We start from the raw sequence: 26,632 nt of genomic DNA on the forward strand, positions 1-26,632 counted from the left end.
CCGTATGTAGGCAAGTCCCAATCGTGCCGTCGTTGATGCCTTCGTTTTGATCCCCGCTCACAGCAGGTGGGTGCTCTGTTTCATGCATATAGTAAGTCCTCACGAGGAAGGCATGTACGCAGCAACGAAAACTCTGAGCTCCCGTATAATCTATTGTTCGGTCAAAACAATAGGTTATACGACGAACACATCAGGACTTGCAACTTCTTGAAATTATCTTAACACACGTGTTTGCTATTTTCAAGCTATCACCGTATGGGAAAATCTACTCTTTTTTGACAGCTAGCGACAAATGTAACTCGTCTAATTGCCCACCTTCAACAGGACTTGGCGCTTCTGTCAGGATGCAGCTTGCACTTGCCGTTTTAGGGAATGCAATGGTGTCACGTAGGTTCGTTCTACCTGCCAACAACATGACTAGGCGGTCCAATCCAAGGGCGATTCCGCCATGTGGAGGTGTTCCATATTCAAATGCCTCAAGCAGGAATCCAAATTGCTCTGTTGCCTCTTCTTTAGTAAATCCAAGTACTTCAAACATTTTTTCCTGGATGTCACGTTCATAAATACGAAGGGATCCTCCACCAAGCTCATACCCGTTCAAGACCAAATCATAAGCTTGGGCACGAACTTCACCTGGGTTCGTTTCAAGCAAAGGCAGGTCTTCACGTACCGGCATCGTGAATGGATGGTGAGCGGCGAAGTAGCGGCCGGCTTCTTCGTCATACTCCAGTAACGGCCAGTCTGTTACCCATAAGAAGTTGAACTTGCTTTCGTCAATCAGACCTAGCTCTTTCCCTAGTTTCATGCGTAATGCTCCAAGAGCATCTGCCACAACTGATTTCTTGTCCGCCACAAACAGGATCAAGTCACCTTCAGTAGCGTCAAGGGTTTGGATGAATCCTTGCTGTTCCTCTTCATTGAAGAATTTTGCGATAGGTCCTTTTAACCCTTCTGCTTCTACCTTTAACCATGCTAGCCCTTTTGCTCCATATACGCTAACAAATTCAGTCAGGGCATCAATGTCTTTACGGGAGTACTTGCCTGCCGCGCCTTTTACATTGAGCGCTTTTACTTGCCCACCGTTTGTTACAGCTGCGCTGAATACTTTAAACCCGCAGTCAACCACCTGTTCGGACAGGTCAACCAGTTCCATGTCAAAACGGGTGTCTGGCTTGTCGGAACCGTATCTGCTCATAGCATCCTGATAGGTGATACGAGGGAAGTTTTCTGGCACTTCAACGTCCTTCGTATTCTTCATTACCATTCTCATCATATCTTCCATCATACCGATGATCTCTTCTTGTGACAGGAAAGAAGTTTCGATGTCGACTTGCGTGAACTCAGGCTGTCTGTCTGCACGAAGATCCTCATCTCGGAAACAGCGGGCAATCTGGTAATAGCGTTCCACGCCGGAAACCATCAACAATTGCTTGAAAATTTGCGGTGATTGCGGCAACGCGTAAAACTCACCTGGGTGTACACGGCTTGGTACTAGATAATCACGTGCTCCTTCTGGCGTGCTTTTGGTTAAAATAGGTGTTTCCACTTCCATGAATTGCTGGTCGTTCAGGAATTCACGGATAGAGCGTGTCACGTCGTGGCGCATTTTCAATGTGTCGAACATAACTGGACGACGAAGATCTAGATAACGGTATTTCAATCGGATATCTTCGTTCACTTCCGTTTTGTTGTCCAATACGAATGGCGGTGTTTTTGCTGCATTCAACACTTCGATCGCTTCCGCTTGGACTTCGATGGCACCTGTTTTCAAGTTAGGGTTCACGGTCGCTTCGTCACGCGCAACCACTTTCCCTTTTATATATAATACGTATTCGTTACGTACATTTTCTGCAGTCTGAAGAGCTTCTGCTGATACGTCCGGATTGAACACGATTTGAACAATTCCAGTACGGTCACGAAGGTCAAGGAAAATCAGCCCTCCAAGGTCACGGCGCTTTTGCACCCACCCTTTTAATTCGATTTGTTCTCCGATGGATGATTGTGGAACTTCGCCACAGCTATATGTTCTTCCTTGCATCATTTATCTCTCCCCACTTTTCTTTTCAGCGATGTATGCTACAGCATCTTTAAAAGAAACTTCCTGTTGCTCGCCTGTTTCCATTTCTTTTATGGATACAACGCCTTTATCCAGCTCGTCATCACCAAATACGATGGTGTATTTTGCTTGCAGGCGATCTGCCGCTTTAAATTGTCCTTTTAGTTTTTTGTCCTGATAGTCCTTTTCCGCGACAATTCCTGCTTTTCTTAAGTCAAACAGTAGCTTTACTGCTGTTTCCTTCGCTTTGTCTCCTAGTGCAACAACATAGCAATCGATGGACTCTTCGAACGGGAACTTCACATTTTCTGCTTCCATTGCAGAGATAAGACGCTCGATACTCAGTGCAAAACCGATTCCTGGTGTTTCCGGTCCGCCGATTTCTTGAACGAGTCCGTTGTATCGTCCTCCACCACATAGAGTTGTGATGGCACCGAAGCCTTCTGAAGTGCTCATGATTTCAAACGCTGTGTGGTAATAGTAATCGAGTCCGCGTACTAGGTTTGGATCGATTTCATATTGGATACCAAGAGCGGTAAGGTACGCTACCACTTTATCAAAATAAACCTTTGATTCTTCATTCAAGTAATCAAGGATGGATGGTGCTGTTGCCATCAACTCGTGATCACGGTCTTTCTTGCAATCAAGGATTCTTAATGGATTTTTCTCGAGGCGGCCCTGGCAATCGCCACAGAACTCATCGATTCTTGGTTTGAAGTGGTTAATCAGTGCATCTCTGTGAGCTTGACGACTTTCTTTGTCACCTAAGCTATTGATTACAACCTTCAAGTTGTTTAGACCTAAACTCTTATATAATTCCACTGCCAATGCAATTACTTCGGCATCAATGGATGGATCATTGCTTCCTAGTGCTTCAATTCCGAACTGTACAAACTGACGGAAACGCCCTGCCTGCGGACGTTCGTAGCGGAACATCTGGCCGATATAGTATAGTTTCGTCGGCTGCGTAGGAGAACCGAACATTTTGTTGTTTACATAAGAACGCGCTACTGAAGCCGTTCCTTCTGGACGAAGTGTAAGGCTTCTGCCACCTCGGTCTTCGAATGTGTACATCTCCTTCTGCACAACATCTGTCGTATCCCCAACACCTCTTAAGAACAACTCAGTGCTCTCAAAAATCGGCGTCCTGATTTCCTTATAATTATAAAGCTCGCAAATCTCCTTTGCCTTCGCCTCAATATACTGCCACTTCTCCACCGTACCAGGTAAAATATCCTGCGTACCACGCGGTATCTGAATCGCCATTCGCGGTTCCTCCTTTAAGGGGTCAGACCCCTTTTAATTGTTTAAATTGCTAAAGGGGGTCTGACCCCCTTTACGTTAATTCATTAAAGGATTACTTTAAAAACACAAAAAACTCCCGTCCCTTGTTTATTATCTAAACAAGGGACGGGAGTTGTATATCCCGTGGTGCCACCCTAATTGAAGTTTAAAGGCATTGTAGCATGATGCTCGGTGCCTTTGGTTACTTCCACTCAAGCAGTTAACGCCTGCAACGTCCATCTCCTAGTAGAACCGTACTTTGCATAGTCTGCGGCAATATCTGCGGCAGCTGCCTGGCATGGCTTTTTCAGAGCGGATCCTACGGAGTGTTCATTCATTGAGTCATCAAGGGGAAATGCTTTCAGCCCAGGGCATTTCTTCTCTTTCCATGTGGTTCCCAACTACTGTTCTCCATCATCGGTATCAAATATTTTAGTCCATTAACGCGACTGGTTGTTATGTAAGATACTTGCTAGTATATATACTTTCAATTCCAATTGTCAAGGCTTTATTGAATTCGGTTCAATTGTTTTTTTAACGACTTTACATCACGCATCGTAATTCCGAACTCTGATGCCAGTTCTACGTAGGTGGAATCCTTTTCTTTTTCAATAAAATCATGAAAACTCACGCCAAATACATCTCTACTGCCATATGCACGGTTATGTTTATCACTGAATTTCATCTTTTTCGGCTCCTTTTTTGCTACACTAATATATATCCTGTCCCTTTTTTCCTATTTCTTTCAGGTTTAGCAGGAATTTTTTCCACTTTTGTAGAAAAAGAAAGTTTAAACTTTCTTTAAGGAGGCCGAGAATTGCGTCATAAATTACATATTTTTCTTACAGCACTATTATTATTTACTACCATCTTTTCATTTATGGATGCTTCAACAGCAGAGGCCAATAGGACCGTCGTAGTTGCAACAGATGTATTGAATGTACGTGAAACACCTGATGCGGACGGGGTGATTATATCCAAAGTCCAAAGAGGGGAATCTTACCCTGTTGTAGATACCCAAGGGGAATGGCTGAAAATACAAGTCACTTCGACTAAAGCTGGCTGGGTGGCATCGTTCCTTGTTACTGAGAGCAGCCACGGTGGACGTTCCACTGCATCAAGAGCCTCAAGTGATGCTGCCGTGCAAATCCTGACAGACGATCTCCGGGTGAGGTCAGGTCCCGGCACGAACTTTTCCGTGGTAGGGTCTCTCCATTCATCCGCTACAGCAGTTCAGTATCTTGATGAGAATGAAAACTGGGTAAAGGTTCATTCTGACGGTGTGGAAGGATGGGTTGCCAAAGAGTTCGTCACCATTCTTGCCAAAAAGAAGGAAGAGCTACCAGATGAAACACCGGAAAGTACAGAGCAGATTGCCACCATTACAACAGACGGTTTGAACATTCGAAGCGAGCCTTCCACACAAAGTGAGGTGCTAGGCTCCTTATCTAGTGGACAACAAGTTGAAGTTCTCGCGGTTCGAGGAAATTGGTTGAACATTTCTATTAACGGTACTATAGGATGGATTCACAGTGATTATGCAAACATCGGAGCAACCGACTCCGGAGATCAAGGCGTACGCACTCCAAAAACAGAAGCGACCATTAAAGTGGCCGGACTTAATGTGCGGAGCGAGCCGACTCTTAACAGTAAGGTATTAGATCAGCTTCCACAAGGGGCGACTGTCACCATCATCCGTGAGAGGAATAATTGGTGTGAGATTGAATATGACAACGGAAAAAAAGGTTGGATAGCTGGCTGGTTCCTTGAAAAAAATGGTGTCCCATCCGCTCCCCCTTCCACGGAAAGTGGCGGTAAAATTGTCATTGTAGATGACGCCACCAATATTCGAAACGCACCTTCTACAAATGCCAAGGTCATCCTCCGTGCAAACGAAGGGGAAGAATTCACCATCATAGGCGTGGAGGACAGCTGGTATAAAATACAGCTTACAGATGGTACGGAAGCCTATGTTGCCGGTTGGATTGTGGCTGCAAAAGGAAACACTCCAAGTATTTCAAGGGCTGGAGCTGAACAATACCTATCCAATAAAGTGATTGTAATTGATCCAGGACATGGAGGAAGAGATGTCGGAGCTATTGGAGTTCAGGGCACCTATGAGAAGGATTTGACCTTAAGGACCTCATTGTTATTGCAGGATAAGCTAAAAGCTGCTGGTGCGACAGTGTACATGACACGTCATGGTGATACATCAGTATCCTTGCAAGCACGCCCTCAGATGGCCAACTATCATGGTGCGGATGCTTTCATAAGTGTGCATTACGATAGCATCGATGATTCAAGTGTCACAGGAACCACAACATTCTACTATAGCCCAACTGACAAAGGACTGGCTGACAGTGTACATTCCTCTCTCATTCAGTTCACGAATCTGCGGGACCGGAATGTCCGTCAAGAAAATTACCTTATTTTGAGAGAAAGCATGCAACCATCATTACTTCTCGAACTGGGGTATATCAGTAACCGCGGGGAAGAGATTACCGTGCTCTCCGGTGATTTCCAGGAAAGAGCTTCCACTGCCATCTATCAGGGATTGGCACAGTATTTTAGGGGGAACTAACAGGGTTTTGTCATAAAACCTGTGAATAACAGGGAGATGTAGAGTAAAGTAGAGGACCTTGTAATTGGAGGTCCTCTTTTCTGTTGATTATGGCAGGTGTTTCTGGTTTTTGCGGTGCTTAAAGTAGATTGCTTGTTCTTCAGTCTGTGCATTTTTTGTGATTGTGACTTTTATGAAGGTTATTGTGACTTTTTCAGAGCGGATTGTAATTTTTCAGGGGCTTATTGTAACAATGGTACAATTTGACCAATCAACAAAACGTCCGAATGAATTCTTACGATTCCCCAGTGTCCCCTATTATCTATTCTTCTATCACCAACAAAAAAGCCGCTGGCCATCCACCTCCTTTAGAAGGCTTCTGACCAGCGACGAACTCCAACAATACAATTATTTACTCTCCACAATCAACGTCACAGGTCCATCATTCACAAAATCCACGTCCATCATAGCACCGAACTGACCGGTTTCCACGGTCACGCCTTTGCTGCGCAACGCTTCATTAAAAGCTTCGTAGATGGTTTCTGCATGATCCGGCTTAGCTGCATCCATGAAGTTCGGACGGCGACCTTTTCGGCAGTCGCCATACAAGGTAAATTGCGATACAGAAAGAATCTGACCTTTCACATCCAGCAATGACAGATTCATTTTGTCATGATCATCCTCGAAAATACGCAGGTTGGCCACCTTTTCGGCAACATAGGCTGCATCCTCATGGGAATCTTCATGCGTGACACCAACAAGAAGCATCAAACCGCGATCTATCTTCCCGACGACTTCACCATTTACACGGACTTCCGCATTTTTGGCTCTTTGCAAAACAACTCTCATTTCAATTAAACCTCACTTACTGCATGGCTATTTTCGTAAACTTTGTTGCTTTTTCGTATTTTTACATAACCGTTATTCTCTTTGCTGTCGTGCTCTTTTCCTGGCTGTACAGAAAAACTGCAGGCTTATTCTAAGAGTAGATAAGCGAAAAAGTCCAATTGCTGACTTTTTACTAGCGGATAGCAATAATCTTTGAGAAAAGAGCTTACTGGATAATTCTTCGTACGGCATAAATATCGGAAATCTGTTTGATCCGCTCCACCACTTTGTGCAGGTGGTTGATATTATGGATGGCAATTGCCATATGGATCGTTGCCATCTTATTTCTATCAGATCGACCAGACACAGCTGTAATATCGGTTTTCGTTTCATTGACAGCCTGTAGCACCTCATTCAGGAGACCACGGCGATCATAGCCGGTGATTTCAATTTCGACATTGTACTCACGGTTATCTTTTACATCACTTTCCCAATCAACTTCGATAAGACGGTCGTTCGTCCCTTCCGCTTCCACGTTCGCACAATCCGCACGATGGACAGAAACCCCGCGGCCTCTTGTGATGAAACCAACAATTTCATCACCAGGTACCGGATTACAGCACTTTGAAAGACGGACAAGCAAGCTATCAATACCTTGTACTACCACACCTGCGTCTTTGCGCTTCTTTACCGGAGCTGTCTTCTTTTTCTCAGCATTTTCGGTAATATCTGAAATCTGCTGTTCCTTGTCACGCTGACGTCGCTGTTTTTCCGTCAGACGATTTGCAACTTGGAGAGCGGTGATTCCGCTATAACCAACCGCAGCAAACATGTCTTCTGCTGTCATGAAATTGAATTTTTCGGACACACGGTTGATATTTTCAGCATTCAGAATTTCTTTCAGGTCGAAGTCCAATCCCTTGATTTCTTTTTCAACAAGGTCACGGCCTTTTTCGACATTCTCTTCCCGGCGCTGCTTCTTGAAGAACTGACGGATTCTATTTTTCGCCTGGGATGTTTGAGCAAGTTTCAGCCAGTCCTGGCTCGGTCCATAGGAATGCTTGGACGTCAGGATCTCGATGATGTCACCTGTCTTCAATTTATAATCCAGGGTGACCATTTTACCGTTCACTTTGGCCCCAATTGTTTTGTTCCCGATTTCCGAGTGGATACGATAGGAAAAGTCGATAGGAACAGATCCGGAAGGCAGTTCGATTACGTCTCCCTTAGGTGTAAACACGAAAACCATATCCGAGAATAGATCGATTTTCAGGGATTCCATGAACTCTTCCGCGTTGGTAGCATCATTCTGCCACTCCAGAATTTCACGGAACCATGTCAACTTCTCTTCAAAGGAAGCACGGTCATCTGCCTCTTTGTCCTCTTTGTATGCCCAGTGTGCAGCAATCCCGTACTCTGCAATCTGGTGCATATCGCTTGTACGAATCTGTACTTCCAATGGATCGCCCTTTGGTCCGATGACGGTTGTATGCAGGGACTGATACATATTCGGTTTTGGCATGGCGATATAGTCTTTGAAGCGGCCAGGCATCGGTTTCCAGCAGGTGTGAATGATTCCAAGCACCGCATAGCAATCTTTTATACTGTTAACGATAATGCGTACAGCTAACAGATCGTAAATCTCGCTAAACTGCTTGTTTTGCTTAGCCATTTTACGATAGATGCTATAAATGTGCTTGGGACGTCCGGACAGCTCAGCAGTTATTTCCACTTCTTCGAGACGGTCGTTTACTTCATTCATTACTTCTGAGATATACTCCTCACGCTCGGCACGCTTGCGTTTCATCAGGTTGACGATACGGTAATATTGCTGTGGGTTTAGATACCGTAAGGCAGTATCCTCCAGCTCCCATTTGATTTTACTGATACCCAGTCGATGGGCAAGTGGCGCGAAAATCTCAAGGGTTTCGTTAGAGATACGGCGCTGCTTTTCTTGCGGAAGATGCTTCAAGGTTCTCATATTATGAAGTCGATCAGCCAGTTTGATCAAGATGACACGGATATCCTGGGCCATTGCTACAAACATTTTACGGTGGTTTTCTGCTTGCTGTTCTTCTTGGGACTTATACTTGATTTTCCCGAGCTTTGTTACGCCGTCAACTAGCATTGCCACTTCCGCATTGAAGGCTTCCTTGATCTCCTCCAAAGAAATGGACGTATCCTCTACGACATCATGAAGAAATCCAGCCGCAATGGTGGATGGATCTAGATCAAGGTCCACAAGGATTCCTGCGACCTGTATTGGATGTATAATATAAGGCTCACCGGATTTGCGATACTGTTCTGCATGAGCATTTTTAGCAAACTCATACGCTCTTTCCAAAAAGGCGATATCCTTACCTTTTAGATAGCGCCTCGCATTATCTATCACCTGGTCTGCAGTTAATACTTGCTCATTTGCCATATTTCTACTCACCTTTTTGACTTTCTTATTTTTATTTGGCTTTGTTAGACGCCGCTGTTGATTTCCGCGGGGCACTTGTGGAGCCTCCTCGGCAAGCCTGCGGGGTCTCCACTAAGCGCTACCTCCCGTCGGAGTCTTCGCCCTGTGCTCCAATCAACAGCTAAAAATATCCATAAATCATATACGTTAACATAGCATTTTATTTAACAAAACCTATTAAAAAAGCGCACGCGCTAGTGTATTCTCATTAATTCTTACCATTATGGTCAAGATTCTTTCGTTCATTACTTGGATATCACAAAAAAGTATATTGTTTCTATTATCGTGAAATTTTATGTGGATGTAAAGAGATTATGAGGGAAAAATAAAGATTTGTCGACAGATTTTTCAGGAATTGGTGTAAAAAATATACTTTTCTAATAAAAGAAGCCTTTTTACCTATTATTCCACTCTATTGATAATAGCTAGAAAAAGTATTGAGTATTTTTAATCATATATAAAAAACTAGAGCAACCTAATTGCCCTAGTTCTTATAAAAAGTCTTAATATTTCATCAATGTCAGGATATCGAATCCGTCCAGCTTGTCACGGCCATCCAGGTAGGATAGCTCAATCAGGAAGGCAATACCCGCAACTACTCCACCAAGCTCTTGTACAAGTTTGATTGTCGCTTCAATCGTTCCGCCTGTTGCAAGAAGATCATCCGTTATCAATACACGTTGTCCCGGCTTGATTGCATCTTTATGGATTGTCAGTACATCTTTCCCGTACTCCAAACCATATTCCACACGTGCCACTTCACGTGGAAGCTTACCTTCTTTACGAACTGGTGCAAAACCTACTCCAAGAGAATACGCTACCGGGCAGCCGATGATGAAACCACGAGCTTCCGGTCCAACGATCAAGTCCACTTCTTTATCACGAGCATATTCAACGATCTGGTCGGTTGCATAGCGGTATGCATCACCATTGTCCATCAGCGTTGTTATATCCTTAAATTGAATTCCAGGTTTTGGCCAATCAGGAACGATTGTTATGAATTTCTTTAAATCCATCTTCTATTTTCCTCCTATGAATGAACAGTGCATTGCTTGGTTAGATGCTGATCAAACCACGCTTTCAATTGTTTATATGATGAGTATAAAAACAAGTTTTCAAGCATCACTTGCTGTTGCTTTTTACGATAACTTGGAGACTCCTCGAAGTCACGTTTTTTCGCTGCATGGTTTAAAGCGATAAAACCCTTGTCTATTGTAACAAATTCTAAGTCAAAAAACACCTGTGATATAAAATCTATTGTTTCTTTTGACCAGCCACGGTGTTTGGCAATATCTTCTGCATGCTTGTTCAGGTCAAACGACCCTTTTTTGGATAGCAGTGCATAGAACCACTTAAAGTGCTCCCTTGTTGGGATAGTGGAAAAGAAATGATTTTCTTTTTGATAGAACGACGCATAGATTCTCTCAGGATTTGCGTTCTCCAACATGGTTGAAAGCAATGTCTCTTCATCAGGGATATCCAAAATAACAACATATTTCCCTGTGATGTCAAGTGTAGCCTCACCATTTATATGAGTAGCAAAAGGACGTAGTTCCTCCTGAAGCCTCACGTCATCCACCGTATTTTCATGAAAATAGATGATGTGAAGTTTCTCCCTATCTATGCCAGCAAGTGCCTGATTCAGCTGTTTAATAGAGCGGATGTCAAATAGCTGCCAATCTGTCACCCTGATATCCTTCAAAAATACCTGAGGCTTTCTGAAATTGTTCCATTCGTTGATGGAAAGCTCTCCAAGGATATCAAGGGATGCTCCCGGCGATACGTGATGGTATATTTCCCCGAACCCGAATCCTACACAATCCAAAGAGCTTCCTTCCTGTTCAATCACCAATTTCAGGTGATTGCTTTTGTTACCAATCTGACGGATCTGTTGTGGAAGCACATCTTTTACAAGCACTTTTGGTTTCGGGTTTGCAACACCGAATGGAGCAAGCATTTCCAGCTGCTCAATCGTTTCGAGAGTAACCTCTTCCACCCTGCACTCCATATCCACATTGGTAATAGATGTATAATCTTCTTCCGTTAAAATTTCAGATGCTTTTAGATTCATTCTTTGTCTGAGTTCTTCTACATCTTCCATTTTAAGAGTCATACCAGCTGCCATTGGGTGACCCCCAAAATGAGGCAGGATATCGCGACATTCCGATAGGTTCTCAAAAAGATCAAAGCCTGCAATGGAACGTGCGGATCCCTTCGCCAGTCCTTTTTCTTCATCCAGACTTAGAACGATAGTCGGTCGGTAGAAGCGATCAACGAGACGTGATGCCACAATCCCAATAACTCCTGCGTTCCAATTATGTCCCTCTACGATGATGAAGCTGTTTTCCTGTGGAGAATACTTCTCTTCCACCTGTTTGATGGCTTCTTCCGTAATCTGTGTGACAATCTGCTGCCGCTCTTTATTGTAACTTTCCATTTCTTCGGCAAGCATTTTCGCTTCTTCCACATCATCTGTCATGAGAAGGTGTACAGCAGGATCGGCATTATCCAGACGGCCAACTGCGTTGATTCTTGGCCCGATGGAAAATCCGACTGTTTCTTCCGTTATCGTATGCAGCTCCACTCCACATTTTTGCAGAAGCGCTTTGAGTCCGACACGGGTGGTCTGCTGCATTTTTTTGATTCCCTTGGAAGCCAACAACCTGTTTTCCCCCACTAAAGGTACAAGGTCAGCAATGGTTCCGATTGCCGCAATCTCCAAAAGGTGCTCCGGATTTTTTCCTAAAAGCGCATGAGCCACCTTGTAGGCAACCCCCACACCAGCCAGGTCATCAAACGGATAGGAGCACGTTTCCTTTTTTGGATGAATAATGGCAAAAGCATCAGGCAGCACAGGTCCCGGCTCATGGTGGTCGGTGATGATAAGATCAATGTCCAACTCTTTTGCCACTTTTGCTTCATGAAGAGCTGAGATACCTGTGTCAACTGTAATAATTACAGAATATCCGTTTTCTTTTGCCTGTCTGAAGGCATTTTCGTTTGGACCGTATCCTTCTGTAAAGCGGTTGGGGATATAAAAATCAACAAGCGCGCCAATTTCACGAAGAGCAGTAACCATTACGGTCGTACTGCTGACTCCATCGGCATCATAGTCACCGAACACAAGGATTTTCTCCCCATTCTCCATCGCTTGATTTACACGTTTAACAAGCTTGTCCATATCCTCCAAAAGAAAAGGATCGTGAAATTCTTGGTCATTTGTATATAGAAATTCTCTTGCTGCATCTATCGTTTCAAATCCTCTATTTGCTAAAAGGGAAGCAATAAGAGGGGCAATTTCCAGTGATTGTGCTAGTTGTTCGACTTGCTCTCTATTCGTTTCATTTACAGTCCATCTTGATTTAGAAGCTAACAATCTGATTCCTCCCTTAGCTTTCCTAATTATACTAGAGAGTGGAGGTTGCTTCAATAACCCCAGGTACCGCAACAAAAAAACACAGGCCATTATTTCGACCTGCGTCTCTCCCCTACTGTTTCTATCGTAGTTTCGTTATTCGTTTTTGTTTCTGCAGTTTCAGCTTCAGCGGTCTTTCCTGCATCCTCTAACTTATGTTGCAGTCTCCGCTTAACCATAATCACCTGGTAGATTCCTATTGATCCCGCAATCACGATACCCATCAACGTAGAAAATAAAATGACGAGTACTAAGGGCCATTCAGCGGTACCAAATAGGAAGTTCACCTCTACAGGTGCCACATTGAGTACGGCAAAAATAGCGACAACAATTGTGAACAGCACTCCAGCCAACAAGTACCATTGAGTTTTCAACTTTATCTCCCCCCCTCTAATTTTTATTATTCAGAGTATGGATTTATGTGCACAAAAACATCCTGCACCTCTTTGTTTTCCATCAATTTCGCTTTGACCTTCTTGCCGATATGATGGCCATCTTCCACCGTCATAAATGGATCTACTGAAATTTTTAAATCAATGATGACATAGTGTCCATGTTCCCTAGCGTGCAGGCTGTCAAGCTTCATAACACCTGGAACGGTTACGACCACATCACGAAACTCTTCTGTGTCTTCTTCATGCATAACATGATCCATTGTGTTATGGATGGACTCTGATCCCAGTTGCCATGCTATTTTAATAATAAGGAGAGCAACCACTATTCCCGCTACAGGGTCAAGGTAGACAAGCCAGTCCACTCCGATATAACCCCCCAATACGGCCCCGGCAATTCCGAACAGAGCCGCAATGGAGGAAAACACATCCGAGCGGTGTTCGTACGCATTAACGATAATGGCATCACTTTTAATTCTTTTTCCCAATTTGTACTTATATCGAAACATCGCCTCTTTTACAATGATGGATATGACCACTGCATAGATGGCTAACGCCTTTGGTGCTTCAATTGGTTCAAAGAAGGCCTGGAACGACGATTTGCCAATTTCAAATCCTACAATCAGTAAAAGTACCGCAACAATAATTGCTGCAATATTTTCAGCCTTTCCATGACCATACGGATGGTCCTTGTCAGGGGGTTGCTTAGCCGCTTTGAGCCCTATGTACACTGCCATTGAACCCGCTACATCAGACGCTGAGTGCACCGCGTCTGCGACAAGTGCGCGACTGTTGGCCACAACACCTACCCATCCTTTCAAAACTGCCAAAACGATATTTCCCACCACACCTACCAAGGCGGCAAATTCGGCTTTCTTAAAACGCTCATTATGGTCCATACCGCACACCTCTTTCTAATCTCTTCTTCTATTGTACCCGAACACAAGCAAAACCTCCGAAAAATAAGCTTAAAAAAATGTCGCAAAGCAACAATATGCTCCGCGACATTCCATTTATACTTCCGGCTCCGGATCTTCCACTGGTGCCTTTTTAGGCTTACTTAACTGTTTGTGCTTCCAGATCAACCAAAGCTGTGCTGCGATGAACAAAGAAGAGTAAGTACCGACTACCAACCCTACCAATAACGCAACCGAGAAGTTTGTAATCGACTCGCTTCCGAATATCAACAAGGCGATTACGGCAACCATGACCGTCGCTACCGTATTAATGGATCGGACGAAAGTCTGCTGGAGACTTCGGTTCACCACTTCTGCAAGGTCTTCAAATGTTTTGACACGCTTTTTCCGCTTCAGGTTTTCACGTATCCTGTCAAAGGTGACTATCGTATCATTTATCGAATACCCGACAATCGTCAGGACGGCGGCAATGAAGGTGATATCGACCTCCAAGCGAACAAGGCTGAAGAACGCAACGATAAAGAATGCATCATGGAACAATGCTACAATGGCTGCTACAGCAAAGAGCCATTCAAAACGGATTGTTACATAGATGATGATTCCGATAGCCGCTATCAGCACTGCAAAGAATGCGTTGCGTGCAAGCTCCTGTCCAACTGTTGGAGAAACGGTGCTGACACTTGGTTCAGAGCCGTACTTCCCTTCTATATACTGCTTGATCTCTGCAATTTCAGTTTGCGAGAAGTCATCCACATAACGGGCAACTGCAATTTCATTGTTCGTACCAGCTAAGACAACGTCTTTCGGCTCATAGTCGATGGATGCCAGTTCCTCAGTGATCTCCTCTGCTGTTAGACGAGAGTCACTCATGATTTCCACACGCGTTCCAGCAGCAAAATCAATACCAAGATTCAAACGGAAAGCTGCCAGAAGGATTATTCCTATTACAATCATGGCACCTGAGAAAATAAAGAACTTTTTACGGTGCTTTACAAAATCCCAATGGGAGAAACGGTTCGGTGGCTCCGTATTCTCATCCGTCTTGTTAATATCAAGTATATCCTTTTTCTTCACACCGAACAGGTGAGGCTTGTTATTCATGAACTTGCTGCTTACCCACAGGCCGAGCAGTAAACGAGTACCAAGTACCGCCGTCAGGAAGCTCAGAAGGATACTAACAATCAACATGGTAGCAAATCCTTTTACTGAACTTGTCCCATAGACGAACATGACACCTGCTGCAAGCAATGTCGTAATGTTCGCATCTAATATGGTGGATAGAGAATTACGGTTTCCTGCACGGAAAGCGGACATCGCCGATCTTCCTAGTTTCAATTCCTCTTTTATCCGTTCATAGGTTATGATATTGGCATCTACGGCCATCCCCACCCCTAAAATAAGGGCTGCAATTCCTGGCAGTGTAAGGACCCCGTTCATCAATTCGAATACTAAAAGAATCAAGAATATATAAGCACTTAATGTCAGAACAGCCACTAAGCCTGGTAAACGGTATCCCACAAGCATGAACAGCAGGATGGCACTGATACCAATCATCCCTGCCAACACCGTTTTCTGAAGTGCTGTTTCCCCGAATTTGGCTCCAACAGATGTGGAGTATATTTCTTCTAGTTCTACAGGAAGTGAACCGGCATTGAGCAACTCCGCAAGCTCCTTTGCCTCTTCAATGGAGAAGTTACCTGTAATCTGAACATTTGTATCATTAAAAACGCGATCTACACCTGCAGCAGAAAGGTATTTCGGGTCAGCCTTCCCTGCTTCTGCCTCGTATGAATCGACACCTTCTTCAAAATCCAGCCAGATGACCATTAGGTTGCGACCTGAATTGTCGAGTCCCATATCACGTACTTGACGAGTTACTTCCGCAAATTCGGAAGCATCTCTCAATGTAAGTGCAACACTTGGCCTGTTACTCGGATCAAAGGATTGAGAAGCCCCGTTCTCAGCCAGAGAAGAACCGTCCATCAACAATTTGTCGTCGACATCACGGAACGTCAGCTTAGCTTCTGTTGATAAGAGCTCCCTTGCTCTTGACTGGTCATCCACTCCGGCAAGCTGGACGCGGATCCTGTCATCCCCTTCAATCTGAATATTCGGTTCACTTACACCAAGCACGTTGACACGTTTATTCAACGCGCTCACCGTACTCAGAAGTACGTCCCTATTAATTTCACTATTTTCATTGATTGGCGTTACTTCATAAAGGACCTCAAATCCTCCTTGAAGATCAAGACCAAGTTTAATATCTTTTGTAATTGGGTTCGTAAACACTCCGATTGTGCTTCCGATTAAAATAAGAAGTAAAAAGAATGCAACGATCCTTCCTCTTTTGACCATGCGTAAAAAATCCTCCTTCTGCTCTTACAATCGATGAAATGAAATTGTAATATGGATACTTGGGCAGCCTACATGCTTCACATTTCCTGTATGTATAATTATGTAAAAATGTTCAATAAAAGCCGTTTTCATGCCATCATGTACCATTATGATTCATCCATTAATGCCTGTCAATTTTTGCTGAAAATTTAATCTTTTTGGTTTGTGAAGTAGTTCGGTGCCTTATATGCTTCAATTGTGATATAGCTCATATAATCTGTCGCAGACAAACTGTACACATCGTTGACCAGTTCATATAGCCTCTTCGTTTCAGGGCGCTTCCATTTCTTTTTTGTCAAGCACTCCCACAACGCATCCTCTGTTACAGTATCATATCCGAATAACTCGAACTCCTCCAGCTTGCTTTGTAGAACAGGACCCAGTTCGTATCGGAAAAGATCATAAGCGTGGTCGTTGGTTTCCTTTTTCATTGTTTATTGAACCCCCATTCAATTCACTCTCTATTCAAAATGCTTATTTCGGATACCCTTCTTTCGCTATCACCTGCACCTTAATAATACTTGTCATGCTTGGCCCACTAACTAGCATATAGATAATTGTATATGAAATCTCAGTAATTGAGAAGGCAGGGAATCGCATGACAAAGCAAACATTTCTAAAAGGGACCTTAATACTGATTGTTGCAGGACTTATTACGAGGGTGCTAGGTTTTGTGAATCGGATTGTGGTGGCAAGGTTTATAGGGGAAGAGGGCGTGGGACTGTATATGATGGCCGTTCCTACTCTTGTACTGACAATAACCATTACCCAACTCGGGTTACCTGTTGCAATTTCCAAGTTGGTAGCAGAGGCTGAAGCCCAAGGTAATCACCGTAAAATCAAAAAAATACTGGTAGTTTCCCTTGCAACAACCGGAGCACTCAGCCTTGTTTTCACACCTGCCATGATTCTCCTCGCTCCGTACCTTTCCAATAACCTGTTTACAGACCCTAGAACCTATTATCCATTAATGGCCATAGCACCTGTCGTTCCAATCATCGCCATCTCCTCCGTCCTGCGCGGGTACTTCCAGGGTAGGCAAAATATGAAACCGTCTGCCATTTCACAAGTCATCGAGCAGGTTGTAAGAATCTCGCTTGTTGCAGCCTGTACAAAAGCATTGCTTCCATATGGCATAGAATATGCAGCAGCAGGAGCCATGCTTTCTGCAGTCGTGGGTGAACTGATGTCCTTGTTGTACATGCTATTCGTTTTCAAAAACAAAAAGAAATTCCGCTTACGCAGAAAATTTTTTAATTATGTTGGAGAAGGTAAGGAAACGTTCCGTGATTTGATGCGCATCGCCATTCCAACTACCGGAAGCAGAATGATTGGTTCCATCGCCTGGTTTTTTGAACCGATTGTCGTAGCCCAGAGCTTGGCTATCGCCGGTGTTGCTACTGCTATGGCCACCAAACAATACGGAGAACTGGTTGGCTTTGCCCTTCCACTCATGATGCTGCCATCCTTTATTACTTATTCCTTATCCACAGCCCTTGTTCCTGCAATAAGTGAAGCGGCAGCCAAAAAAAATAATATCCTAATCGAGCATCGCCTCCAACAGGCTTTAAGACTGTCTTTTGCAACAGGTGGAATTGCGGTTGTGCTTCTCTTTGTGTACGCAGAACCCATCATGCTATTGATGTATGGCAGTAGCAAGGCAGCTATCTATATCAAAGTAATGGCACCATTCTTTCTATTCTACTATTTTCAAGGACCACTTCAGGCAACCCTGCAAGCTTTAGATCTCGCTAAGGCTGCCATGATTAACAGCTTTATCGGGGCAGCGGTAAAGACGGCCGTCATCTTTGTTCTGGCAAGTAAGCCTGCATTTGGAATAATGGGGGCTGCTCTTGGGATTGTCATCGGGATGATGCTTGTTACCTTGTTGCATATGGCAACAATTATGAAAATATTATCTTACTCCCTTTATGTGAGGGATTATGTAAAAAGCTTTATTACTATGGGAGTTTGCGTACTGTTCGGAATGTGGATGGTTGACAATCTCTGGCTCGGGCTTGGTGTCGGTCCAAGGAGCGGTTTGATGATTTTGCTGACCTGCCTATTGTATATGGTGTTATTGCTGATTTTTGGATTAGTTAAGAGAGAAGAACTTGCAAGGCTGCCATTTTTGAAGAAGTGGTTGGCAAGGTGAATAGGAATTAACTTGAGGATCCTGCTGCCTGTTTTCTCTGCGGCAGGGTTCCTTTTTCTATCCAGAAAAGGCGGTCAGCCCACTGGGCCCTCCACCTTCCCCTACTCATCTTTTAAATCAATAAAAAACACACCTTTATTATAGCTACAGAAGGATATGTTCTTAAAATTCTTGTACCCTAAGGACCTTAATTGCTGCCGGAGCCATAGATTGGTTTTGTTGATCTTTTTGAGATGTTCCTCTTGTATCGCACCGTCCATTATCAAAGGAAGATTTAAAGTACCTTCTTCCTCTTGGTGCTCATCCGGGGACGTTCCTTCATCCTGCTTTTTCTCGAACACCGAGAGTTTTCCTGAAGGTTCAAGAATGGCGAACTCTACATCTGCTACATTTTTTACATTTTTATCTCTAAGTTGGATAAGAAGGTCGTCAAAGTTATAGCGTTGTTTTTTCATAACCTTCTCATCAATTTTGCCATTGTTTATGATGACACTGGGTTTTCCGTCAATGACATTCCTGAACCGCCGACTTTTTAAGGAAACGTAAGCGAGGAGTATTTGTATTCCCATCAATAAAAACATCGGTACCATTGTATGTATTAAAGGATCCTTCGGGTTCTCTATTGCCATCACTGCCATTTCCGCAATCATGATGAAGACGACAAGATCGAGGACACTAAGTTCACCAATTTCCCGTTTACCCATGACACGGAAGATAAAGAGGATGACAATATAAAGAAAAATGGTCCTGGCTATCATCAGCACGTACTCTTCCATCATAAGTCCGCCCCCCTAACAACATTTAAGCACAAAAGTAAACACGATTATGTTTAGTTTTAAACGAAGAAGCGGTTTTCATGACATGAAGTATATACCAAATTCTCCCTAATGGATTCCCCATCCTAGACATTGATGAGACATAACCTAAAAAAAATTTTTATTCTATTTGGTTTAACTTGTGAATATGCTTGTATTACTTAGCATGTACCACGAAAGGGGAAGAGTAAGCATGGAGTCAAAACGACTTGGATTGGCCATCATGTATGGCCTGATCACCGTTTTTATGTTCGCAATAGCAATTAGTCTTATATTTTCATTACTCTTACGTTTCACCTCTCTGCAGGAAACCAGTGTCGCCTGGATCATTGTGACATTATCTTTTATAACTCTATTCATTGGCGGCTTCATATCTGGTGGAAAAGGGAAGGAAAAGGGTTGGTTACTTGGAGGAGCTACAGGTGGAGCATATACGCTTATCATCTTCCTATTTCAATATTTAGGGAACGACTCCCTGTTTAGCCTTCACCAGATGATGTTCCATCTTGGATTTATCGGAATAGCAGCTCTCGGCGGGATCATTGGAGTGAATCTGAGCGGCGGAAATATATCAAAGGCATAGAAAAAAGCTGTTTTCGTAAACTTTGTTGCTTTTTCGTATTTTTAAAACAACCGTAATAATTGTTACTGGCGTGCTCTTTTCCTGGTTATTCAGGAGAAACTGCATGATATTTTGAAAGTAGATACACTGTAAAAAGTCCAAATGCCGACTATTTCCTAGTAAAAAGTCCAATTGCCGACTTTTTACTAGTAAATACCAACAATCTATTAGAAAAGAGCCTAGAAAAAAGAGCATGACCCAGTGGGTGCATGCTCCTTTTCGTTGTAGAATCAGTCTTGGTTTACATCTCTAACCGCTTGACGGTCAAATGTAAGACGAGCTCCGTCGCCTGCTTTAACGACAATCTTGTTTTCATCCAATGCATCCACGATACCGTGTAATCCACCGATTGTTACGACCTTGTCCCCTTTTTGCAGGTTAGTCTGCATTTCACGAACTTGCTTTTGACGCTTTTGTTGCGGGCGAATTAACAAGAAGTAGAAAATAGCAAACATTAATACTAAAGGTAAAATAGCACCAGCCATTCCTTCCATGTTGTAACGCCTCCTTTCTCTTAAGTCATGTATGTGAAGAGATTTTAGAAGTTCTTTGCATTCGGTTTATTGAATCCATATTTCTCAAAAAACTCTTCTTTGAAGTCTCCAAGTCGGTCTTCACGGATCGCTTGTCTGACATTCTCCATTAATTTTACCAGAAAATATAGGTTATGGTAAGTTGTAAGTCGAATTCCCAAAGTTTCGTCACATTTGATTAGGTGACGAATGTAAGCTCTGGAATAATTTGTACAAGTATAACAGTCACACTCAGGGTCTAAAGGTCCAAAGTCGCGTGCAAACTTCGCATTCTTCACTACCAATCGGCCTTCACTAGTCATTAATGTCCCATTACGGGCAATTCTAGTCGGTAATACGCAGTCAAACATATCGATTCCACGAATCGCTCCATCAATAAGGGAATCTGGTGACCCTACCCCCATCAAATAACGTGGTTTGTCTGTCGGCAACCAAGGTGTTGTAAACTCCAGTGTACGGTTCATCACGTCTTTCGGTTCTCCTACTGAAAGTCCTCCGACCGCATAGCCTGGGAAGTCCATGGATACAAGGTCCTGGGCACTCAATTTACGAAGGTCCTCATATTCTCCACCTTGTACAATTCCGAATAACCCTTGATCTTGTGGGCGTTGATGCGCTTCAAGACAGCGCTCTGCCCAGCGGGATGTACGCTCGACCGATTTTTTCATGTATTCATGTGTGGCAGGGTATGGTGGACATTCGTCAAATGCCATCATGATGTCAGAGCCAAGGTCGTTCTGGATGTGCATCGCTTTTTCTGGCGATAGGAAAAGTTTATCCCCATTCATATGGTTACGGAAGTGAACTCCCTCTTCTTCAATTTTGCGAAGGTCACTCAGACTGAAGACTTGGAAACCGCCGGAATCGGTCAGAATGGCACGATCCCAGTTCATGAACTTATGGAGTCCACCTGCTTCTTTGACGATTTCGTTACCTGGACGCAGCCATAGGTGGTAGGTGTTGCTCAGGATGATTCCTGCCCCCATCGCTTTGACGTCTTCTGGTGACATTGTTTTTACGGTGGCAAGGGTTCCTACCGGCATGAAGACCGGTGTTTCAAAGCTTCCGTGTGGTGTGTGGACGATTCCCAGACGGGCACCTGTCTGTTTACATGTTTTGATTAGTTCGTATCTGATTGCTGTCATTGTATTCTCCTTAGGATTTCTATAAAGCATTTCGTTTGTTTGGGTAACTCCTGTAGATTTCCGTTCCGGGTGTTCGCTTTCCGCGGGCGGTCCGGAAGCCTCCTCACTTCGTTGCGGGGTCTTCCCTGTCCCTTCCTCCCGCAGGAGTCTCACACCCTGCACTTCAATCTACAGGGGGTGCTAGTTTCACAACGCTTTTCTTTGCATTTAAAGTATTAGCATTGCATCCCCGAAGCTGAAGAAGCGGTATTTCTGTTTGACGGCTTCTTCGTATGCACTCATCACGTGGTCACGTCCTGCTAGTGCACTGACAAGCATGATCAAGGTCGATTTCGGCAGGTGAAAGTTTGTAATCATGCCGTCAATGGCAGCAAACTCATAACCTGGGTATATAAATATGTTTGTCCATCCGCTCGCCTCTTTAAACTCGCCATGGTCACGAGCAATTGTTTCAAGAGTTCTCGTTGACGTTGTTCCTACTGTAATAATTCTTCCACCTTTACTGCGGACATCATTCAGCAGGCGTGCGGTCCCTTCTGACACCTGGTAGAACTCTGCGTGCATATCATGCTCTTCTACTGTATCTACGCTAACTGGGCGGAATGTGCCAAGCCCAACGTGCAGCGTGATGAATGCCGTATGGACACCTTTGTCCTTCAATGCACCAAGCAATTCTTCCGTAAAGTGAAGACCGGCAGTCGGAGCTGCAGCTGATCCTGTTTCCCTTGCGAAAACGGTCTGATAGCGATTACGATCCTCTAGTTGTTCCTTGATATAAGGAGGAAGCGGCATTTCTCCCAAGCTATCTAGCACTTCGTAAAAGATTCCCTCATAGCGGAAAGCGAGCTGTCTTCCACCATGCTCGCTTTCTCCTACACATACTGCCGTGAGTCTGCCATCACCAAATGATACTACCGTACCTTCTTTCACTCGTTTAGCAGGTTTAATGAGCGTCTCCCAAGTGTCGCCTTCTAGTTGTTTCAACAAGAGGACTTCTATTTTAGCGCCTGTTTCACTCTTTACGCCAAAAAGGCGTGCGGGCAGTACTCTTGTGTCATTTAATACAAGACAGTCACCTTCGTTAACGTAGTCCAATATTGAACGGAAGCTTTGCTCATGCGTCAGTTCTCCGGTTTCCTTATTCAGCACCAACAATCGCGATGCTTCCCTTTGTTCCAGTGGAGTTTGCGCAATGAGTTCCTCCGGTAAATGGAAATCAAATAAATCTATCTTCATTTCTGTCACCTTTTCTTGTTTGCTTCCCTGAAAATAGGGTGTTCTTTATCTGAAACGGCCTATAAAATAAAAGACCAAGCTTAATACGATACTTATAATAATGGATGTAACAATCGGGAAGAAAAAGGTCATGTTCCCTTTTTTCACGACAATGTCACCTGGTATTTTCCCGACCACTTGCCATAACAGTCCTACAATTAGCAGAACCGCTCCAAGTACCATCAGCATTTTAGGCAGTTCCATTATTCTTTTGGCACCTCCATATTGAAATGACGATACACTAGATCTGTTACAACCCGACCACGAGGAGTCCGTTGCAGGAACCCTATCTGTAATAGGTATGGTTCATAGACATCTTCAATAGTGTGCGATTCTTCTCCGATGGTAGCAGCAATCGTATCAACGCCGACAGGTCCTCCGCGAAACTTTTCGATGATGCCCATCAACAGTTTATGATCGATGTGATCTAATCCGAGCTTGTCCACTTGCAAGCGGTCCAACGCTTCTGTTGCCAAAGAAGCACTTATGGTGTCTTTTCCTAATACTTGGGCAAAATCCCTGACCCGACGCAAAAGTCGATTGGCGATACGAGGGGTGCCCCTTGCTCTTCTGCTTATTTCCGTAGCTGCATCCTGTTCGAGTCCTATCTCAAGGATCTGTGCGGTCCGTAGGCAGATTTCGGTAAGCTGTGCTTCGTTATAGTATTCCAGTCGGCTGAGAACCCCGAAACGGTCCCTGAGAGGTGCTGTCAGCAATCCCACTCTTGTTGTCGCGCCAACGAGTGTGAAAGGAGGAAGATCCAAACGGACGGATTTGGAAGTTGGTCCTTTTCCTATCACAATATCTAGGCAGTAATCCTCCATGGCAGGATAAAGGACTTCTTCAATGGAACGGTGAAGACGGTGGATTTCGTCAATAAATAGGACATCCCCCGGTTCGAGAGCGGACAGTATCGCTGCCAAATCCCCTGGCCGTTCAATGGCAGGTCCCGCGGTTGTGCGGAGCTGCACTCCCATCTCATTTGCAATGATTGCTGCCAATGTCGTTTTTCCAAGTCCAGGCGGTCCGTAAAGCAAAACATGATCCAATGTTTCCTGCCGCATTTTCGCTGCTTGAATAAACACCTCCAGATTTTCCTTCACTTTATCTTGGCCAATATATTGCTGTAATCTCTGCGGTCGTAAACTATATTCCAAAGAATGCTCCTCCAAGGTCGCATCCTGAGATACCATGCGGTCATCCATCATTTGGTTCCCCCCTTCTGGGACTCTGTCCGGTCCCTCATTATTTCAAGAGCAACTGCAACGCTCTTTTTACATATTGGTCGGTTGTTAAGTCTTCTTTCTGCAAGGCAGGGACGATTTTCTTGATTTCGCGTTCTCCATAGCCAAGTACCTTCAGTGCTTCCAAAGCCTCATCCAATGCTGAGCTGCTGGAACCCGGTACTGCTATTTCCACATCCGGTTGAAACAGATCTGGAAAAGCACTTGGAACCAAATCGTTCAGCTTTCCTTTAAGGTCAAGAATGATTTGCCTTGCTGTTTTCTTCCCGACTCCAGGGAATTTCACCAGGAATTTTTCATCTTCGTTCTCAATGGCATGTACGACCTGGGCTGGTTGTCCTGATGCCAAAATGGCAAGTGCCCCTTTTGGTCCGATGCCTGTCACGTTCAACAGCTTCATGAACAGATTTTTATCTTCTCTTGTTTTAAAGCCATACAAGGCCAATATATCTTCTCTCACGTGCTGGTATGTATAGATTGTCACTTCTTTATCCTTGTCCACCCTGTAGATGAAAGGGTTCGGGGTGTAAACCTGATATCCCACTCCCATCACTTCCACAACGACATATTCCGGTGACACATATTCCACAAAACCTCTAATAAAATCGATCAACGTCCAAATACTCCCCTTTATGTTTAACTTCTATTCTCCATTTTACCATGAATAGAACAAACAATCGGCTCAAAAGAAAAAGATAGCATATTTTAGTGTAATTGTTAAGATACAAACACTAGTAAGATAGAATTCCCAAAAATTAAAAAACAGACCAGCATAAATGCCGGTCTGCCTATTGTTTTTTGGTAGTATAAGGCTTGAAGGTTTCTAGCACTTGTACATAGTCATCTTTTGATACCACTCTAATTCCACCCTTTAATTGTTCGTGCTGGTGGCTTTCCAGCTTTCCAACATCAATTTGGAAAAAGGATTGGATGATTTTTGATGCTTCCGTCGGCTTTCCTTCATAGATGGTCAGAATCCCTTCTTTGGAGATGCCAAAATAGCCATTGGATTTCAATAGTGGTGATATATCGTCAATGTATTGTTGAAATACTACCTGTTCTCCATCCAAATCGATAACCTGCCACTCATCATACTGAGCCCAGAAATCCTCCATCGCCCAAACGGTTTCATCCAGAATTTCCTCACTTACTTCTCCATCGAGATAGATTCGCTCCAGTACAACCTTCAGTGTCAAGGGACCGCTGACCTCAAACGCATCCTCAAGAATCTCTTCATCTACATATTGATTCTCATCTGCTGCACCTTCAAAAGTGGCAAACGTATAAAACAATCCAAACGCGGTTGCAAACGCTGTGACAAGTAAAATCCACTTTTTTAGTATGATGGGTTTCATTGTTACATTGCCCCCTCACATTCTGTTTAGTTTAATTTCTAAGTAATTTGCTAGTCTTATCTTTTTTAGTTTGACCATATTTAGGAATATTAACCATGCTTAGTGGGGAATTTTTCTAATGAAAAGTTTCTGTTAATCAACGCTGTTTATTTCCGCCCTGGGCTTCGCTTTCCGCGGGGCGCTGCTGGAGCCTCCTCGGCAAGCCTGCGGGGTCTCCACCAACCGCTACCTCCCGCTGGAGTCTTCGCCCCGGGCTCCAATAAACAGCTGAGATATCCAAAACTTCAACACGTTGCTTGTCAAATTAAGAAAATGTAGAGAAATACGAAAAAACAGCCCCCAATAGCAGAGGCTGTTTTATAGGCGGTTTATCTTGTCATCGTTCGATAAATTCCACGCATTGTATGATCAAGGTCTTTCAGATGCCACTCACCTTTTCGCAAGTCGTTATCCACAGTGAGAACGGTGTTATAGACACTTTCCTCTGTAGATATACGCAATTCTTTATTTTCCACTAGAGGTTCTACAGCACTTCGCACCTCTCGCTTCAGCTTACGGGTGTCTGCATCCTTTTCAGGGTTTACTGCGACTATGATCTCATCCCCATTTATAAGGGCACGGGCACCGTTCACTCCATCGACCTTGTCTGCTCGCTTTGACAAGCGATCGGCCAATTTGCCATCATAGTTATTATAATATGACGGGTTGCCGACATTTTCGATACCATTCAGGCTGCCGTGGTAATTTTTATCTGTACGGCTGAAACGTGGAGTATCATTTCCGATGTTCATAATACCGCCGTAATCGGTTCTGTTTCTTGTCTGTCTGACTCCCTCGTCCTTGTTGCGTCTTACTCTTTTTTCGTCATAGATAACAGAGCGGTCCAGAATTTCGTTCAGTGGACCATCATTATCTTCCAGAAGACGGGCATTCCCTCTTTCTTCCGGTTCACGACGTGTACGGTCATTGTTTACATAAGGATTGTGTTCGCTTGTGTAATATCCAATAGGTCTTGTTTCCTCATAATACCTATTGTCTGTTGCACTTTCCTTTTGGCCGCAGCCGGCTAGACCGCCAAGTAAAAGTGCCGCAGAGGTTACAGTGAATAGTGACTTCCTCAATGTAAAAACCCCCTAACGAGTCAGTTGAGTACTATAGATGTACTCTCCATTAGGGTG

Annotated in this window: 24 protein-coding genes and 1 other RNA gene; 3 read left to right on the top strand and 22 right to left on the bottom strand. The window is 43.9% G+C overall.

The genetic code is table 11. The features are described from left to right. Positions 1 to 10: 10 nt before the first annotated feature. The 5 genes from ssrS to AB685_RS05405 all read right to left on the bottom strand — a co-directional run bounded on the left by ssrS (position 11) and on the right by AB685_RS05405 (position 4,025). Positions 11 to 200, bottom strand: a non-coding RNA gene (gene ssrS, locus AB685_RS30160) — 6S RNA. 65 nt (positions 201 to 265) lie between these two features. Next, a complete protein-coding gene (gene aspS, locus AB685_RS05390) occupies positions 266 to 2,038 on the bottom strand; it encodes an aspartate--tRNA ligase (protein ID WP_047969766.1) in 1,773 nt (590 codons plus the stop codon). Between the two features lie 3 nt (positions 2,039 to 2,041). Continuing rightward, a complete protein-coding gene (hisS, locus tag AB685_RS05395) occupies positions 2,042 to 3,322 on the bottom strand; it encodes a histidine--tRNA ligase (protein WP_047969459.1) in 1,281 nt (426 codons plus the stop codon). A gap of 230 nt (positions 3,323 to 3,552) precedes the next feature. Then, positions 3,553 to 3,741 carry a hypothetical protein gene (locus AB685_RS05400; RefSeq protein ID WP_047969460.1) on the bottom strand — a complete coding sequence of 63 codons (189 nt, stop codon included), beginning with the start codon at positions 3,739 to 3,741 and terminating at the stop codon, positions 3,553 to 3,555. A 107-nt stretch (positions 3,742 to 3,848) separates the two neighbouring features. Beyond that, the gene (locus AB685_RS05405; RefSeq protein WP_010196002.1) at positions 3,849 to 4,025 is read right to left on the bottom strand and encodes a hypothetical protein; all 177 of its coding nucleotides are present in this window, start codon (positions 4,023 to 4,025) and stop codon (positions 3,849 to 3,851) included. Between the two features lie 132 nt (positions 4,026 to 4,157). Between AB685_RS05405 and AB685_RS05410 the strand changes: the two genes are divergently transcribed. Further along, entirely contained in the window at positions 4,158 to 5,921 is a 1,764-nt protein-coding gene (locus tag AB685_RS05410; protein ID WP_053073729.1) for an SH3 domain-containing protein, read from the top strand. Between the two features lie 387 nt (positions 5,922 to 6,308). Here AB685_RS05410 and dtd read toward each other — a convergent pair whose 3' ends face one another. The 8 genes from dtd to AB685_RS05450 all read right to left on the bottom strand — a co-directional run bounded on the left by dtd (position 6,309) and on the right by AB685_RS05450 (position 16,741). Then, the gene (gene dtd / locus AB685_RS05415) at positions 6,309 to 6,749 is read right to left on the bottom strand and encodes a D-aminoacyl-tRNA deacylase (protein ID WP_047969461.1); all 441 of its coding nucleotides are present in this window, start codon (positions 6,747 to 6,749) and stop codon (positions 6,309 to 6,311) included. A gap of 205 nt (positions 6,750 to 6,954) precedes the next feature. Beyond that, the gene (locus AB685_RS05420) at positions 6,955 to 9,153 is read right to left on the bottom strand and encodes a bifunctional (p)ppGpp synthetase/guanosine-3',5'-bis(diphosphate) 3'-pyrophosphohydrolase (RefSeq protein WP_047969768.1); all 2,199 of its coding nucleotides are present in this window, start codon (positions 9,151 to 9,153) and stop codon (positions 6,955 to 6,957) included. Positions 9,154 to 9,695: 542 nt separating this feature from the next. Further along, the gene (locus AB685_RS05425; protein ID WP_047969462.1) at positions 9,696 to 10,208 is read right to left on the bottom strand and encodes an adenine phosphoribosyltransferase; all 513 of its coding nucleotides are present in this window, start codon (positions 10,206 to 10,208) and stop codon (positions 9,696 to 9,698) included. A 14-nt stretch (positions 10,209 to 10,222) separates the two neighbouring features. Beyond that, entirely contained in the window at positions 10,223 to 12,568 is a 2,346-nt protein-coding gene (gene recJ, locus AB685_RS05430; RefSeq protein WP_047969463.1) for a single-stranded-DNA-specific exonuclease RecJ, read from the bottom strand. A gap of 89 nt (positions 12,569 to 12,657) precedes the next feature. Beyond that, positions 12,658 to 12,981: a lipopolysaccharide assembly protein LapA domain-containing protein gene (locus AB685_RS05435; protein WP_047969464.1), complete on the bottom strand. Its 324-nt coding sequence runs from the start codon at positions 12,979 to 12,981 to the stop codon at positions 12,658 to 12,660. Between the two features lie 26 nt (positions 12,982 to 13,007). Continuing rightward, positions 13,008 to 13,898 (bottom strand): cation diffusion facilitator family transporter, encoded by an 891-nt coding sequence (locus AB685_RS05440; RefSeq protein WP_047969465.1) that lies wholly within the window; start codon positions 13,896 to 13,898, stop codon positions 13,008 to 13,010. A 114-nt stretch (positions 13,899 to 14,012) separates the two neighbouring features. Beyond that, positions 14,013 to 16,271 carry a protein translocase subunit SecDF gene (gene secDF / locus AB685_RS05445; RefSeq protein ID WP_047969466.1) on the bottom strand — a complete coding sequence of 753 codons (2,259 nt, stop codon included), beginning with the start codon at positions 16,269 to 16,271 and terminating at the stop codon, positions 14,013 to 14,015. 188 nt (positions 16,272 to 16,459) lie between these two features. After that, on the bottom strand, positions 16,460 to 16,741 hold the full coding sequence (locus AB685_RS05450; RefSeq protein ID WP_047969467.1) for a post-transcriptional regulator: 282 nt from the start codon (positions 16,739 to 16,741) through the stop codon (positions 16,460 to 16,462). A gap of 167 nt (positions 16,742 to 16,908) precedes the next feature. On the opposite strand from AB685_RS05450, the gene spoVB reads away from it, so the two are divergent. Next, positions 16,909 to 18,465: a stage V sporulation protein B gene (gene spoVB / locus AB685_RS05455; protein ID WP_047969468.1), complete on the top strand. Its 1,557-nt coding sequence runs from the start codon at positions 16,909 to 16,911 to the stop codon at positions 18,463 to 18,465. Between the two features lie 101 nt (positions 18,466 to 18,566). Here the strand turns inward: spoVB and AB685_RS05460 are convergent, their stop codons facing one another. Beyond that, positions 18,567 to 19,241 (bottom strand): DUF421 domain-containing protein, encoded by a 675-nt coding sequence (locus tag AB685_RS05460; RefSeq protein WP_198530465.1) that lies wholly within the window; start codon positions 19,239 to 19,241, stop codon positions 18,567 to 18,569. 232 nt (positions 19,242 to 19,473) lie between these two features. On the opposite strand from AB685_RS05460, the gene AB685_RS05465 reads away from it, so the two are divergent. After that, positions 19,474 to 19,863: a TIGR04086 family membrane protein gene (locus tag AB685_RS05465; protein ID WP_047969469.1), complete on the top strand. Its 390-nt coding sequence runs from the start codon at positions 19,474 to 19,476 to the stop codon at positions 19,861 to 19,863. Positions 19,864 to 20,132: 269 nt separating this feature from the next. Here the strand turns inward: AB685_RS05465 and yajC are convergent, their stop codons facing one another. From yajC to AB685_RS29670, 8 genes are all read right to left on the bottom strand, one after another. Beyond that, complete coding sequence (gene yajC / locus AB685_RS05470; RefSeq protein WP_047969470.1) at positions 20,133 to 20,396, bottom strand: preprotein translocase subunit YajC; 264 nt, start codon at positions 20,394 to 20,396, stop codon at positions 20,133 to 20,135. A gap of 44 nt (positions 20,397 to 20,440) precedes the next feature. Continuing rightward, positions 20,441 to 21,580, bottom strand: coding sequence for a tRNA guanosine(34) transglycosylase Tgt (gene tgt / locus AB685_RS05475; protein ID WP_047969770.1), 1,140 nt, complete (start codon positions 21,578 to 21,580; stop codon positions 20,441 to 20,443). A 207-nt stretch (positions 21,581 to 21,787) separates the two neighbouring features. Then, on the bottom strand, positions 21,788 to 22,816 hold the full coding sequence (gene queA / locus AB685_RS05480) for a tRNA preQ1(34) S-adenosylmethionine ribosyltransferase-isomerase QueA (protein WP_047969471.1): 1,029 nt from the start codon (positions 22,814 to 22,816) through the stop codon (positions 21,788 to 21,790). A gap of 45 nt (positions 22,817 to 22,861) precedes the next feature. Next, a complete protein-coding gene (locus AB685_RS05485; RefSeq protein ID WP_198530466.1) occupies positions 22,862 to 23,062 on the bottom strand; it encodes a DUF2905 domain-containing protein in 201 nt (66 codons plus the stop codon). Beyond that, the gene (gene ruvB / locus AB685_RS05490; protein WP_047969771.1) at positions 23,059 to 24,060 is read right to left on the bottom strand and encodes a Holliday junction branch migration DNA helicase RuvB; all 1,002 of its coding nucleotides are present in this window, start codon (positions 24,058 to 24,060) and stop codon (positions 23,059 to 23,061) included. Before ruvB ends, AB685_RS05485 begins: the two co-directional genes overlap by 4 nt. A 40-nt stretch (positions 24,061 to 24,100) precedes the next feature. After that, the gene (ruvA, locus tag AB685_RS05495) at positions 24,101 to 24,712 is read right to left on the bottom strand and encodes a Holliday junction branch migration protein RuvA (RefSeq protein WP_047969473.1); all 612 of its coding nucleotides are present in this window, start codon (positions 24,710 to 24,712) and stop codon (positions 24,101 to 24,103) included. A 175-nt stretch (positions 24,713 to 24,887) separates the two neighbouring features. Beyond that, positions 24,888 to 25,454 carry an intercompartmental signaling factor BofC gene (locus tag AB685_RS05500; RefSeq protein ID WP_047969474.1) on the bottom strand — a complete coding sequence of 189 codons (567 nt, stop codon included), beginning with the start codon at positions 25,452 to 25,454 and terminating at the stop codon, positions 24,888 to 24,890. A 368-nt stretch (positions 25,455 to 25,822) separates the two neighbouring features. Beyond that, entirely contained in the window at positions 25,823 to 26,575 is a 753-nt protein-coding gene (locus AB685_RS29670; RefSeq protein ID WP_053073730.1) for a YhcN/YlaJ family sporulation lipoprotein, read from the bottom strand. Positions 26,576 to 26,632 lie beyond the last annotated feature (57 nt).

The sequence above is a fragment of the Bacillus sp. LL01 genome, assembly GCF_001037965.1.

What these genes read in the sequence shown, in the direction of transcription:
- tgt (WP_047969770.1), bottom strand. Translation starts at nt 21,580, where the DNA reads ATGACAGCAATCAGATACGAACTAATCAAAACATGTAAACAGACAGGT.
- ruvB (WP_047969771.1), bottom strand. Translation starts at nt 24,060, where the DNA reads ATGGATGACCGCATGGTATCTCAGGATGCGACCTTGGAGGAGCATTCT.
- secDF (WP_047969466.1), bottom strand. Translation starts at nt 16,271, where the DNA reads ATGGTCAAAAGAGGAAGGATCGTTGCATTCTTTTTACTTCTTATTTTA.
- AB685_RS05460 (WP_198530465.1), bottom strand. Translation starts at nt 19,241, where the DNA reads ATGGAAGAGTACGTGCTGATGATAGCCAGGACCATTTTTCTTTATATT.
- AB685_RS05420 (WP_047969768.1), bottom strand. Translation starts at nt 9,153, where the DNA reads ATGGCAAATGAGCAAGTATTAACTGCAGACCAGGTGATAGATAATGCG.
- AB685_RS05425 (WP_047969462.1), bottom strand. Translation starts at nt 10,208, where the DNA reads ATGGATTTAAAGAAATTCATAACAATCGTTCCTGATTGGCCAAAACCT.
- hisS (WP_047969459.1), bottom strand. Translation starts at nt 3,322, where the DNA reads ATGGCGATTCAGATACCGCGTGGTACGCAGGATATTTTACCTGGTACG.
- AB685_RS05465 (WP_047969469.1), top strand. Translation starts at nt 19,474, where the DNA reads ATGGAGTCAAAACGACTTGGATTGGCCATCATGTATGGCCTGATCACC.
- aspS (WP_047969766.1), bottom strand. Translation starts at nt 2,038, where the DNA reads ATGCAAGGAAGAACATATAGCTGTGGCGAAGTTCCACAATCATCCATC.
- dtd (WP_047969461.1), bottom strand. Translation starts at nt 6,749, where the DNA reads ATGAGAGTTGTTTTGCAAAGAGCCAAAAATGCGGAAGTCCGTGTAAAT.
- queA (WP_047969471.1), bottom strand. Translation starts at nt 22,816, where the DNA reads ATGAAGATAGATTTATTTGATTTCCATTTACCGGAGGAACTCATTGCG.
- yajC (WP_047969470.1), bottom strand. Translation starts at nt 20,396, where the DNA reads ATGGAAGGAATGGCTGGTGCTATTTTACCTTTAGTATTAATGTTTGCT.
- spoVB (WP_047969468.1), top strand. Translation starts at nt 16,909, where the DNA reads ATGACAAAGCAAACATTTCTAAAAGGGACCTTAATACTGATTGTTGCA.
- AB685_RS05405 (WP_010196002.1), bottom strand. Translation starts at nt 4,025, where the DNA reads ATGAAATTCAGTGATAAACATAACCGTGCATATGGCAGTAGAGATGTA.
- AB685_RS05500 (WP_047969474.1), bottom strand. Translation starts at nt 25,454, where the DNA reads ATGAAACCCATCATACTAAAAAAGTGGATTTTACTTGTCACAGCGTTT.
- AB685_RS05450 (WP_047969467.1), bottom strand. Translation starts at nt 16,741, where the DNA reads ATGAAAAAGGAAACCAACGACCACGCTTATGATCTTTTCCGATACGAA.
- AB685_RS05440 (WP_047969465.1), bottom strand. Translation starts at nt 13,898, where the DNA reads ATGGACCATAATGAGCGTTTTAAGAAAGCCGAATTTGCCGCCTTGGTA.